Source organism: Glycomyces sp. NPDC049804 (genome assembly GCF_040674615.1).
In the GTDB taxonomy this organism is placed as follows: Bacteria; Actinomycetota; Actinomycetes; order Mycobacteriales; family Micromonosporaceae; genus Glycomyces; species Glycomyces niveus.
In genome coordinates this window covers 432051-443865 of sequence record NZ_JBFAMQ010000002.1, presented here as the reverse complement: position 1 = coordinate 443865, position 11815 = coordinate 432051, and the positions used below count along the sequence as shown (strand labels likewise).

Here is an 11815-nt window from a genome sequence, read left to right as displayed (position 1 = left end):
GTCGAAATTTGATGAGGGCCGGGGCGATCCCACTCAGTGGCGTAGACCTGGCAGACTGTGACGTATGGAGAACCCCTTCTTCTCTGTCCGTTTCCGCGGATACGACCGAGCCCAAGTCGACCGTGCCGTGGCCCGCATCAGGCAAGCCACCGAGGCCGGCGCGCCTCCGCACCCCGACTCCCTCACCAACCTGGGCTTCCAGCTGACCATGCGCGGGTACGACACCAGGGAGGTCGACGAGTACTTCTCGGCGGTCGCGAGATCCCTTCGAGGCAACTAGCGCCAGCCGCTACTGTTGGAGTCGTGACCGCGCAGGATCCGTACCAACCTCACATGCAGCCGCCGCCCCAGGCGCCGCCCGCCCCGCCGGTCCACGGCTACGCGCAGCCGCCGTACCAGCACCCGTATCCGCAGCCCTACCCCTACTCCTATCCCCATCCCTTTCCGATGCAGCCGATGCACCCCGTCTGGCAGCCGATGGCAGTCCCCGCACCTGCCATGGTCGACGGTTTCCACCTCGTGCTGCCGCGCCTCAAGCCGATCCCCTCGGGCCCGGCCATCGGCGCGCTGGTGGCCGGGATCGCGGGCATCGTCGGCTCGATCATCGGGCTCATCGGGGTGATCTTCAGTCCTTGGGCCGGGCTCACGTTCTTCATGTCCGCGGCGCTGTTCGGGATCGGCTCGCTCTCGCTGGGCGTGTACGGGAAGCGCCAGATCCGGGCCGCGCAGGGCGGGGTCTCGGGCAAGGGCGTGGCGACGACGGGCCTCATCCTCGGCATCGTGGCCTGCGGCCTCGCCGTCCTGGTGGGCCTGATCTCGCTGGCGACCGCTTAGACGCGACGGAGAAGGCGGCCGACTCGATCGAGTCGGCCGCCTTCTTCCTGTGTCTAGCAGTAGGTGTTCAGGTGCGACTGGATCGCGGTCTTCTCGGCGGAGTTCACGGAGAGGCCGTACAGGTACTTCACGTGGGTCCAGGCCTTGACGTAGTCGCAGCGCACCGAGGTGTTCGGCGGCATCCACTCGGCGGGGTCCTTGTCGCCCTTGGCGGAGTTGACGGAGGTGGTGGCGATCCACAGTTGCGGGGAGTTCACGTCGTTCGCGAAGTCCTCGCGCTCGGCGGTGGTCCACTGGCTCGCGCCGGAGGCCCAGGCCTCGGAGAGGGCCACGACGTGGTCGACGGTGGCGTTGGAGACCGTGGTGGTCCAGGTGTTGTCGAAGTCGGACTGCCAGCGGCCGGAGTCGGGCTGGCAGTCGGAGCCGGTCACGACGTCCTGGCCGTCGCGCTTGAGCACGTACTGGCGGGCGGTGCAGCCGCTGCCGACCGAGGACCAGTGCGGGAAGAGGTCGCGGTCGTAGGAGTCGCCGTTCGCCTCGTTCCTGACGGTGAGCTGGTTGAGCTCGGATTGGACGGTGGCGAGCGAGGGGATACCGGGGGGCCGCACGGCCTGGGCGGGGGCGGTGTCGAGGACGAGCACGGTGAGGACGGCGAGCGATGCGGCCGCGGCGGTGGCGACGGCACGCTTCGCGGCGCGCTTGACTGCTTGCATGGAGGCTCCTGTGGGGGAGTGACCGGCGGATTCAGGGGGACGGGCGGGAACGGCGCACGCGAATGCGACGTTCACTCGCGAATCATCGAATCATGGGATGTCATTGGAGCGCAAGGGGCGAAGGCCATCTTTTACCTACAGGTCATTGCAAACTTACGAAATCATCCCCATGTGGACATCCGGGTGCCGGCGGCATGCGTCCCGCCAAGTCCGGTTTCGGAGGCGGACGACTGGGTACGATCGCGGCATGACGATCAGCGGCACCGAATCTCGCCTGGACGGCCTCGCCCTCACCTACCTGCCCGAGGACCTCGGCACCCCCTCGGACTTCGTGACCGAGTGGGAGGGCGTCGACTGCACCCAGCGGGTGTGGGAGACCGAGGTCCAGCCCGGCTCGTGGCGCGTCGACCTCCAGGTGCAGGTCATGCGCGCGCCCCGCCTCGAGGACGTCAAGGCGCTCAAGGCGTTCCTCCTCGAGTACCACGAGCGCGGCGACGACTGGAACCCGACCGACTTCGGCGACGACGGGTTCGCGAGCGAGCGCGAGATCGCCCGCCTCATCGAGCCCGGCCTCGCCGTCGAGATCCGCGACCCCTTCGAGCGCAAGGGCTTCGAAGCGGTCAAGGCCGTCGCCGAAGGCATCCGCTACCCCGAATGACCTGCTACTCCGGGCACGCACGTCACATTCCGCACACGACGCTTTCCCATTAGGTTAGGCTCGCCTATGCTCTAGTGCGTGCCCTTCCCCGCCGCCCCCCTGCGCCCCGCCCGGACCGCGCGCGGGCGGACCCTCACGATCGTCGCCGCCGCGACCGCCTTGGGCCTCATCGTGATCGCCTCCCTCGCCTTCGGCGCCCGCGACCTCACCCCCGCCGAACTCTGGGGCGGCCTCACCCGCACCGACCCCATCACCGCCGCCGTCCTGTGGGAACAGCGCGTGCCCCGCACCGCCGTCGGCCTCCTCGCCGGCGCCGGGCTCGCCGTCGCCGGAGTCCTCATGCAGACCCTCACCCGCAACCCCCTCGCCGACCCGCGCATCTTCGGCGTCGCCGCCGGCGCCAGCCTCGGCGTCGTCATCGGCCTCAGCGTCATGGGGCTCACCGGCATCGGCCAGTACGTGTGGCTCGGCATCGCCGGCGCCCTCGCCGCCGGGCTCGTCGGCTACGCCGTCTCCACCGTCGCCGCCAAGAACACCGGCGGCGGCACCGTCACCTACGCCCTCTGCGGGGCCGCGCTCGACGCCAGCCTCTCTGCGATCGTCTACGCCGTGCTCGCCACCGACGTGCACTCCTTCGACCAGTACCGCTTCTGGGCGGTCGGCTCCCTCGCCGGACGCGACGCCGAGGTCGCCTGGGGCATGGCCCCGTTCCTCCTGGGCGGCATCGCCCTCGCGCTCCTCGCCGCCCGCGGCCTCGACGGACTCCAACTCGGCACCGAGGCCGCCGCCGGACTCGGCCACCGCGTCGGCCTCACCCGCGCCGTCGCCGCGATCACCGTCGCCCTCCTGACCGGCGCGGCCGTCGCCGCCGCCGGACCGGTCGGCTTCATCGGCCTCGCCATCCCGCACCTCGCCCGCTGGGCCGTGGGCGCGGCCCACCGCAGCCAGATCGCCCTGAGCCTCATGCTCGGCCCCTGCATGCTCCTGACCGCCGACGTCATCGGCCGCGTCATCGTCCCCGGCGAAGCCCCCGCGGGCGTCATCTGCGCCGTGATCGGCGCGCCCCTCCTGATCATCCTGGTGCGCAGGGCAAGGACGGTCGCCCCATGACCCGCACCGGCCACGCGCCTTCCCGCGTGTCGACGCACCGTGCCGAAGCCCGCCACCGAACCTCGGCGGTGACCGCATGAGCCGCACCGAACTCCAGCGGTCCGAGCCCCGCGCACTGCGGCTCCCCGGCCGCACCGTCCTCCGATCCGGCGACCTCTCCATCACCGTCCACCGCCGCAGCGCCCTCGTCTGCGCCCTCCTCCTCACCGCCCTCCTCGGCGCGGTCACGGCCGCACTCTGCCTGGGCGACACCTACATCACCTTCGCGGACACGATCGCCACCCTCACCGGCGAGACCGGCTACGACCGCACCATCGAGGTCCTGCGCCTGCCCCGCACCGTCCTCGCCGTCGCCGCCGGAGCCGCCCTCGGCATCGCCGGAGCCCTCATCCAGTCCGTCGCCCGCAACCCGCTCGCCAGCCCCGACATCATCGGCGTCACCGCCGGAGCCGGCCTCGCCGCGACCTTCGCGCTCACCGCCGGACTCGCCTACGCCCTCCTCGCGCCCGCCGCCCTCACCGGCGGCCTCGCGGCCGCCGCGGTCGTCCTCCTCGTCGCTGCCCGTGGCGGCGGAGCCGCCGCCCGAGGCGCGCTCTCCGCGCCCCGCTTCGTCCTCGCGGGCGTCGCCGTCGCCGTGCTCCTCAAGTCCGGCACCCAGATCCTGCTGCTCGCCGCCGACGCCATCGACGCCCAGCGCGCCCAGATCTGGCTCATCGGCACCCTCGCCGGACGCGGCTGGACCGAAGCGGCCTTCCTAGGCGCGTTCCTCCTCCTCGCCCTCCCCGCCCTCGCCTGGGCCCAGCGCGCCCTGGACACCACCGACCTCGACGACCCCACCGCCACCGGCATCGGCGTCCCCGTCACCCGCCGGCGCATCGCCCTCGCCGTCCTCGGCGTCGTCCTCGCCTCGGCGGCCGTCGCCCAAGTCGGCGCCGTCGAGTTCGTCGCCCTCGCCGCACCCCAGATCGCGCGCCGTCTGGCCCGCACCTCCCGCCCGCCGCTGCTCGCCTCGGCCCTCACCGGCGCGGTCCTCCTCGTCCTCGCGGACTGGATCGGCCGCACCGCGTTCGGCGACTACCAGATGCCCGCGGGCGTCCTCACCGCCGCGCTCGGCGGCGCCTACCTCATCTACCTGCTGCTGACGAAAGGAACCCGAAATGAGAAGCAGACTCCTGGCCCTTGGAGCCGCCTCCGCCTGCGCGCTCGCGCTGGCCGCGTGCGGGACCTCTGACCCCGCCGCCGAACGCAACGAGACCGAAGGCGAGACCCGCACCGTCGAGCACGCTATGGGCGCCACCGAGATCCCGGCCGAGCCCCAGCGCGTGGTCGTACTCGACACCGACAAGATCGACACCGCGCTCTCCCTGGGCGTCACCCCGATCGGCGCGGCCCGCGCCAGCGAGGCCGAACTGCCGGGCTACCTCGGCGACCTCTCCGGCGTCGCGGTCGTCGGCACCACCGCCGAGCCCGACCTGGAGGCCATCGAGGCGCTCGAGCCCGACCTCATCCTCGGCTCGAAGTTCCGCCAGGAGGCCTTCTACGACGAGCTGAACGCGATCGCCCCGACCGTGTTCACCGAGCAGGTCGGCGTCACCTGGAAGGAGAACTTCCTCCTCGACGGCGACGCGCTCGGCAAGGGCGAGGAGGCGAAGGGGCTCCTCGACGCGTACGAGACCCGGGCCGCGGAGTTCGGCGCGTCCCTCGGCGACGCGCTCGCCACCCAGGTGAGCCTGGTGCGCTTCATGCCCGACCAGATCCGCTACTACGGCCCGGACTCGTTCTCGGGCATCGTGCTCGGCGACGTCGGCCTCGCCCGCCCCGAGCTCCAGCAGCTCAACGGCGCCGAGGACCGCCGCTTCGGCGAGGTCTCCGCGGAGGAGCTCGACACCGTCGGCGGCGACGTGGTCTTCTACTGCGCGTACGGCACCGACGGCGAGGCCATGCTCGCCGAGTACACCGCCGGCGAACTGTGGCGGTCGATCCCGGCCGTCCAGGGCGGCAAGGCCTACCCGGTCGACGACGAGATCTGGATGACCGGCATCGGCGTCACCGCCGCCGGCCTGATCCTCGACGACCTCCAGAAGCACCTCGCCGCCTAGCGACACCTGCAAGGGCGCGTCTCCACCGCGGAGACGCGTCCTTCGCGTTTCGCAGCACCGGCCATGCCGCGGGCGTCCCTTAAGCTGAACGAGCCGACTGTACAAAAGCGACATTCTTGCCGCGCGGGTCGGCGTCTCGTTTCTCTCCAGCGATCACGCAGGGAATGCACAGTGAAGACTTTTGCCAGGCTGGCGACGGCGTCCGCCGTCATCGGCGCGGGCGTCCTCCTCGGGACCCCGGCGTCGGCGCAACTCGACGGGTGCGGGTACGGCTCGGGCGGCGACCTCGCCAGCACGATCTGCTGGATCGACATGACCGGCTTCGACCAGGCGACCGCCATGACCCCGGCCGGGCAGCCGATGACGATCGAGCTGACCCCCGATTACACGATGTCGTTCACCTTCAAGGTCAATCCGGGCGTCAACGGGTACCGCGTGCTCCAGGCGACCGCGTTCCCGACGTACGGCAGGGCCCCGATCGGCAACACGACCTACACCGGCACGCCCGGCAAGCCCGCGCTCTACCAGCAGGTCGACGCCGGCACCGGCGCTTCGGGCGACCTCGGCACCCTCACGATCGAGGACCTCGTCGTCACCGGCCCGTCCGGCGCGCCTCTCAACGGCTACGGCATCGTGATGGCCGACGCCGAGACCACCAACCGCGGCGAAGGCCTGACGTTCTCCTCCGACGAGCCCATCCAGGAGCTCACCCGCGCCACGATGCCGGACGCCCAGCCCGCCTGCGGCGGCGAGTACTCCGGGCTCGGCACGACCACGGTCACCTGCAGGGGCAACACCGCCGGCGGGCTCCCCGTCGAGGAGATCGTCCTCTACTCCGTCGCCCCTTCCACCGCGACGATCGGCTTTCTCGACCGCACTGCGAACGCCGTCCAAGGCGTGGCCTTCGGCGTCCTCACCGCCAAGGTCGGCATGGACAAGACCGTGGTGAACCAGGTGAACCCCACCGACTCCTTCGGCATGACCATCGTGGACGAAGACGACAACGTCATCGGCGAGGGCTCGACCGGCGGCGGCGACTCCGGGACCATCGAGTCCGAGACCGTCCTCGCGGCCCTCGGTGGCCGCGACTTCATCCTCTCCGAGACCGCGCAAGGCGGCGCCGACCTCGCCGACTACACCCGGAACTGGACCTGCACCGACCACGGCCAACCCGATGCCGGCCTCCCGACCGGCGACGGCACCTCCCTCGAGGTGGAAGTCGCAGTCGGCCAGGACATCAGGTGCACCCTCACCAACACCGGCCCCGACCCTGTCGACCCGACACCGAGCGACTCCGAAGACCCCACCGACCCGGGCCCCTCCGGCCCGAACCCGACCGATCCCGCCACCTCGCCCGACACGGCCCTCCCCGTCACCGGCGGCTCCGCAGTCCTCTACGCCACCCTCGCCGCCATCGCCTTCGCGGCAGCCCTCGCCGGCTGGCTCATGCTCCGCCGGGCCCGCCACAACGCGACCGAATGGCCCAGCATCTGAAAAAGCACGGCCGGGGTCCCCAGGCCCCGGCCAACGCACGCAAACCATGCACGGAAAACACGAAAGCCTCGGCGTGAACCGAGGCTTCAAGTGGTCTTACTGTGGTACTCCCGAGCGGATTCGAACCGCCGTTTCCGCTTTGATGGAGCTTCCCTGTCGTTTCGACCGCACTTCCACCTCCCTGGAGGAGATGTCGAGGGAGGTGCTGGTCGAGGAGATGGGCTGCGATGACCCGCAAAGCAAAAGGTGAGGGTGTCGGCCAAATTCGGGACGAGAGGCTCGCAGGTTCAAATTCGGTCAACCCGACCATCACTCAGGTCAAGGGGCTTACCCTTGATCTGAGTTGTTTATGGTCGTCGCCCTAACGAGCTGACGGCGGAAGTGCAGTTGATCGCACGCACGGTTCTCCGTCTCTCGCGATCGGCACGCTGATATCCATGCCCCCCGGCGCTTCCTCTCGCCCCTGGGAGTGGCCATGCACGGTCGATCTTCTGACGATGGCTTCCGACCTCACCTTCCGAGGCTGTGGTCGGTTCGCAGCGCGGCATGGAAGGTGAAAGTGGTGGCGACCGCCGCGATCTTGGTAGTGGGCATCCTCGGCTGCAGTTCCGATCCCGGCCCATCTGCGCCCACTGAAACTGCATCGGAGACCGAGACGGAATCTCCGTCAGTGCCGTTCGAGCCGAGCAGCAGCGCGGATCCTACGCCCACACCACCTTCCCCTACTCCGTCCTCGTCTCCACCCAAATCTCCATCACCGCCGCCCCCTCCCCCTCCTCCTCCGCCTCCAACCACTTCTGAGGACGAGGACGTCTACTACGAGAACTGTGACGCGGCTCGAGCGGACGATGCCGCTCCGCTATACGAAGGGGAGCCGGGCTACGCGTCGCATCTCGATGCGGATGGCGACGGCGTCGCCTGCGAGCCCTATTTCGGCGACGGCGAAAACGACGGCGGAGGCAACGAAGACAACGGTGATTCGGACACCTACTACGAGAACTGCGCTGCAGCGCGTGCTGATGGGGCTGCTCCACTGTACGAAGGGGACCCCGGGTACAGCGACGATCTTGACCGCGATGGCGACGGGGTCGCCTGCGAGAATTAAGCGGTCGGCACGCGCGAGTGCACTTTGCCGCCACCTCTGCTGCAGCCAGCGCCGCGCGTTACTGGGAGTGTTGCATCCTGGGCGTGATCGCTTGGAGCGCAACGCGTTCAAGATGCTTCCGGGCATGGGGAAGCTCCTGGTAGTACGGCGAACGCTATTTCTGCCTGAACGACTACCAGGAGCTGCTGTATTTGTCCCCCCTCCGGGCAGGTCAAGCGACCGGGCTCAGAGGAGACGTCAAGCCGTTCTCGCCTGGTTCAGTACCTGGGTCACTTGTGGGTCCAGGACGCCACCGAGTGCATCAGGCTCAGCGGAGCTGGGCTCGAAGCAGCGATAAAGTCAGTGAAGGCTGACTCGACCGCGCTCCACCGCGACCTGTACGCCAAGAAGGATGGCTGAGATCTGGCCAATGAGGTGGCCGATTCTGGGGAACGGAGCAGGAGGTGACCGGAAATGCGGTGGTCCTGCTACCACGGTGCCATCACAGAGCCGGTGACAGACTCAGGGGCCAACCGGAGTTGGCCCCTGAGCTGCGTATCTACTTGTACTCCCGAGCGGATTCGAACCGCCGTTTCCGCCTTGAGAGGGCGGCGTCCTAGGCCCCTAGACGACGGGAGCTTGGCCTTTGTCGATCGCGGCTTGCCGCGGCAACGACGACAACTCTACATGGAGGATGCGGGGGTCCCGCAACCGGGATACCGCTTGTGACGCGGCCTACCCTGGGGGGCCTTCGAAACGGGTGCGGGCCGGGCCGGCGCCGACACCTTTTCAGGTGAACCCCCGTGGCGCCGGGCCTCGGCCCGCCGAGCGACTGTAACGCGATCCGCCGCCGGACGGCGGCGGATCCTACTGGTTGGCCGTGCTCGCCTGGCCGGTGATCTCGTCGAGCCAGGCGGTGTCGACGCCGTCGTGGTAGTTGACGAGCTTCGCGGTGTAGGCCTTGTCGCCGACCTTCGCGGTGACGCTGGCGATGACGCCGACCGTGGTAACGCACACCTCGTACGCGCCCACCGGCGAGTCCTCGGCGCCCTGCACGTCGACGCAGTCGGCCAGTTCGCCCGCGAGCGTCGTGTTGGAGAACTCGGTCGAGGCCGACGAGTCCACGGCGGTCGCCGAAAGCCAGGACGCGACCGTTTCCTCCGAGGGCAGGACGCCGTCGAGCTCCTGGTCCAGCCACACCGTGAGTCCGGCCACATCGTCGCCCGCCCACAGGCTGGGCCGGTCGCCGACGACGACGGCCGCGGTGCCCGCCTCGGGGTCGACGGCGACCAGCACCGACTCCTCCGAGCCCTCGATGAGGTACTCGGCGGTGTAGGCGGGCTGGTCGCCCTCGACGAGGCGGCCGCTCAGCTCGGTGAGCGCGGCCTGGTCCTCCGAGGCCGCTTCGCCGCCGCCCGCGCCTTGCGAGCATCCGGCGAGGGCCAGGAGCGCCGCCGCGCTCAGTACTGCGCAGCGCCGCAGGGGGTTCTGCAGGATCATGGGGCTCCACTTCCATTGCGCCAGGCGAGGGGGATAGCCGTTGCGCGGCGGCATCCGGGGGCACGCCTAGCACAGGTGTCTGATCTGAGATAGGACTCCACCCTATAGCGGTCCGTCCACGGCCCATGTAACACGAGCGCCCACGTCGCGGGCAACACCAATTCTCGACCACGCGGAGCCGCCGCGCGGCCTTTTCGCGGCTCGGAGGCATGGTCGCGCAGCGTGGGGCGTATCCTCGGGAGCTGTGGCCGACGCAGTGTCGGGTCGGCCGAAATCCTTCGGACACGGCCCCGTAATCGGTGCCGATCGTCAGATTCGGCTATTTCAGGAGTGACAGTGGCTGCAATTGAAGACATCCGGGCAAGGGAGATCCTCGACTCCCGCGGCAACCCCACCGTCGAAGTGGAGATCCTGCTCGACGACGACACGCTGCAGCGGGCGGCCGTCCCGTCCGGCGCCTCCACCGGCGCCTTCGAAGCCATCGAGCTGCGCGACGGCGACAAGGGCCGCTACCTCGGCAAGGGCGTCGAGAAGGCCGTCGACAACGTCAACGGCCCGATCCGCGAGGCCCTGATCGACATCGAGGCCTCCGAGCAGCGCCTCGTCGACCAGGCCCTCCTCGACGCCGACGGCACCCCGGACAAGTCCAACCTCGGCGCGAACGCGATCCTCGGCGCCTCCCTGGCCGCCGCCAAGGCCGCCGCCGACTCCGCCGAGCTGCCGCTCTACCGCTACATCGGCGGCCCGAACGCGCACCTGCTCCCGGTGCCGATGATGAACATCCTCAACGGCGGCTCCCACGCGGACTCCAACGTCGACGTGCAGGAGTTCATGATCGCCCCGATCGGCGCCCCCACCTTCAAGGAGGCCCTGCGCTGGGGCGCGGAGACCTACCACGCGCTCAAGTCGGTCCTCAAGGAGCGCGGCCTCTCCACCGGCCTCGGCGACGAGGGCGGCTTCGCCCCCAACCTCGAGTCCAACCGCGCCGCGCTCGACCTCATCGCGGTCGCCGTCGAGAAGGCCGGCTACAAGCTCGGCACCGACATCGCCTTCGCGATGGACGTGGCCGCCACCGAGTTCTACACCGACGGCGCCTACCTCTTCGAGGGCCAGAAGAAGACCGGCGAGGAGATGAGCGCCTACTACGAGGAGCTCATCGGCGCCTACCCGTTCGTGTCCATCGAGGACCCGCTCTCCGAGGACGACTGGGCCGGCTGGTCCGCGCTCACCGCCAAGGTCGGCGACCGCCTCCAGATCGTCGGCGACGACCTGTTCGTCACCAACCCCGAGCGCATCCGCCGCGGCATCGACGAGAAGGCCGCCAACGGACTCCTCGTCAAGGTCAACCAGATCGGCACGCTCACCGAGACCACCGACGCCGTCGAGATGGCGCACCGCGCCGGCTTCGGCTGCATGATGAGCCACCGCTCCGGTGAGACCGAGGACACCACGATCGCCGACCTGGCCGTCGCCATGTCCTGCGGCCAGATCAAGACCGGCGCCCCGGCCCGCTCGGACCGCGTCGCCAAGTACAACCAGCTGCTCCGCATCGAGGAAGACCTCGGCGACGCCGCCCGCTACGCCGGCGCCTCCGCATTCCCGAAGTTCACGCAGGGAAAGTGAAGTAGAGCCGAAGTTCGGCAAGTAAGCACGACGCGGAAGGCCCCCGCGCCGGACCCATCGACGGCTCGCAAGCGCCGCCGAGACTGGCGCGGGGGCCTTCCGCGCACCCCGATCGACTAGGCTGGGCCCGTGAACGCGAGCCGCCGACCCAGCCACCCGGGAGGACGATCCACCGGTCCCGGCCGCACCCGTGCCGCCCGCCGCCCCGCCCCCGGGACGACCGGCCGCACCGAGGTCAAACGGGTCCGCTACCGCCCCGCCCGCAAGGTCTCCCGCCGCGCCGCGATCCTCGCCCTCGTTCTCTCCGCGCTGGCCCTCGCCTACGCCTACCCCCTCCGCACCTACGTCGAGCAGCGCATCGAGATCAACCGCCTCGAAGCCGAGCAGTCGGCCCAGTCCGAGCGCATCGACGAGCTCGAGGCCGAACGCGTCAAGTGGGACGACCCCGAGTACGTCAAGGCGCAGATCCGCTCCAGCCTCCTCCTCGTGCCCCCCGGCGAAGACCTCGTCATCGTCATCGACGAGGACGACCCCAAGCACACCGGTGGCGCAGACGACGAAGCCGCCGAGGACCGGACCTGGTACGACGAGCTGGCCGATACCTTTGCAGACGCCGACCGGCTCGAACCAGACGAAACAGAGGAACCAGCGGAGTGAAGGCTGTGCAACCACGACACGCGGCACTGAAGACGGCGCTGCC

Annotated in this window: 12 protein-coding genes and 1 tRNA gene; 10 read left to right on the top strand and 3 right to left on the bottom strand. The window is 69.8% G+C overall.

Translation table 11 applies throughout. The features are described from left to right. Window positions 1–64 precede the first annotated feature (64 nt). Both AB0K52_RS04590 and AB0K52_RS04585 read left to right on the top strand, forming a co-directional pair. Entirely contained in the window at window positions 65–280 is a 216-nt protein-coding gene (locus tag AB0K52_RS04590) for a DivIVA domain-containing protein (protein WP_363526076.1), read from the top strand. A 53-nt stretch (window positions 281–333) separates the two neighbouring features. Beyond that, entirely contained in the window at window positions 334–834 is a 501-nt protein-coding gene (locus AB0K52_RS04585; RefSeq protein ID WP_363526073.1) for a hypothetical protein, read from the top strand. 53 nt (window positions 835–887) lie between these two features. Here the strand turns inward: AB0K52_RS04585 and AB0K52_RS04580 are convergent, their stop codons facing one another. Then, complete coding sequence (locus tag AB0K52_RS04580; RefSeq protein ID WP_363526071.1) at window positions 888–1547, bottom strand: HNH endonuclease family protein; 660 nt, start codon at window positions 1545–1547, stop codon at window positions 888–890. Between the two features lie 247 nt (window positions 1548–1794). On the opposite strand from AB0K52_RS04580, the gene AB0K52_RS04575 reads away from it, so the two are divergent. From AB0K52_RS04575 to AB0K52_RS04550, 6 genes are all read left to right on the top strand, one after another. Further along, a complete protein-coding gene (locus AB0K52_RS04575; RefSeq protein ID WP_363526069.1) occupies window positions 1795–2205 on the top strand; it encodes a hypothetical protein in 411 nt (136 codons plus the stop codon). 78 nt (window positions 2206–2283) lie between these two features. Then, window positions 2284–3315: an iron ABC transporter permease gene (locus AB0K52_RS04570; protein ID WP_363526066.1), complete on the top strand. Its 1032-nt coding sequence runs from the start codon at window positions 2284–2286 to the stop codon at window positions 3313–3315. A gap of 76 nt (window positions 3316–3391) precedes the next feature. Next, entirely contained in the window at window positions 3392–4546 is a 1155-nt protein-coding gene (locus AB0K52_RS04565) for an iron ABC transporter permease (protein WP_363526063.1), read from the top strand. Then, on the top strand, window positions 4473–5414 hold the full coding sequence (locus AB0K52_RS04560; protein WP_363526060.1) for an iron-siderophore ABC transporter substrate-binding protein: 942 nt from the start codon (window positions 4473–4475) through the stop codon (window positions 5412–5414). The genes AB0K52_RS04565 and AB0K52_RS04560 overlap by 74 nt, the downstream gene beginning before the upstream one ends. Window positions 5415–5585: 171 nt before the next feature. Beyond that, window positions 5586–6908, top strand: coding sequence for a CshA/CshB family fibrillar adhesin-related protein (locus tag AB0K52_RS04555; RefSeq protein WP_363526058.1), 1323 nt, complete (start codon window positions 5586–5588; stop codon window positions 6906–6908). Between the two features lie 475 nt (window positions 6909–7383). Then, window positions 7384–8013 carry an excalibur calcium-binding domain-containing protein gene (locus tag AB0K52_RS04550; RefSeq protein ID WP_363526055.1) on the top strand — a complete coding sequence of 210 codons (630 nt, stop codon included), beginning with the start codon at window positions 7384–7386 and terminating at the stop codon, window positions 8011–8013. Window positions 8014–8558: 545 nt separating this feature from the next. Here the strand turns inward: AB0K52_RS04550 and AB0K52_RS04545 are convergent. Continuing rightward, window positions 8559–8631 (bottom strand) — tRNA-Glu (locus tag AB0K52_RS04545). 228 nt (window positions 8632–8859) lie between these two features. Continuing rightward, on the bottom strand, window positions 8860–9492 hold the full coding sequence (locus tag AB0K52_RS04540) for a hypothetical protein (RefSeq protein WP_363526052.1): 633 nt from the start codon (window positions 9490–9492) through the stop codon (window positions 8860–8862). 336 nt (window positions 9493–9828) lie between these two features. Between AB0K52_RS04540 and eno the strand changes: the two genes are divergently transcribed. Then, entirely contained in the window at window positions 9829–11115 is a 1287-nt protein-coding gene (gene eno / locus AB0K52_RS04535) for a phosphopyruvate hydratase (RefSeq protein WP_363526050.1), read from the top strand. A 129-nt stretch (window positions 11116–11244) separates the two neighbouring features. Next, window positions 11245–11772 (top strand): septum formation initiator family protein, encoded by a 528-nt coding sequence (locus tag AB0K52_RS04530; RefSeq protein ID WP_363526047.1) that lies wholly within the window; start codon window positions 11245–11247, stop codon window positions 11770–11772. The last annotated feature ends 43 nt before the right edge of the window (window positions 11773–11815 follow it).

Excerpts from the sequence above, each read along its gene's own strand:
- AB0K52_RS04590 (WP_363526076.1), top strand. The coding sequence starts at position 65 with ATGGAGAACCCCTTCTTCTCTGTCCGTTTCCGCGGATACGACCGAGCC.
- AB0K52_RS04540 (WP_363526052.1), bottom strand. The coding sequence starts at position 9,492 with ATGATCCTGCAGAACCCCCTGCGGCGCTGCGCAGTACTGAGCGCGGCG.
- AB0K52_RS04585 (WP_363526073.1), top strand. The coding sequence starts at position 334 with ATGCAGCCGCCGCCCCAGGCGCCGCCCGCCCCGCCGGTCCACGGCTAC.
- AB0K52_RS04565 (WP_363526063.1), top strand. The coding sequence starts at position 3,392 with ATGAGCCGCACCGAACTCCAGCGGTCCGAGCCCCGCGCACTGCGGCTC.
- AB0K52_RS04550 (WP_363526055.1), top strand. The coding sequence starts at position 7,384 with ATGCACGGTCGATCTTCTGACGATGGCTTCCGACCTCACCTTCCGAGG.
- AB0K52_RS04560 (WP_363526060.1), top strand. The coding sequence starts at position 4,473 with ATGAGAAGCAGACTCCTGGCCCTTGGAGCCGCCTCCGCCTGCGCGCTC.
- AB0K52_RS04575 (WP_363526069.1), top strand. The coding sequence starts at position 1,795 with ATGACGATCAGCGGCACCGAATCTCGCCTGGACGGCCTCGCCCTCACC.
- AB0K52_RS04580 (WP_363526071.1), bottom strand. The coding sequence starts at position 1,547 with ATGCAAGCAGTCAAGCGCGCCGCGAAGCGTGCCGTCGCCACCGCCGCG.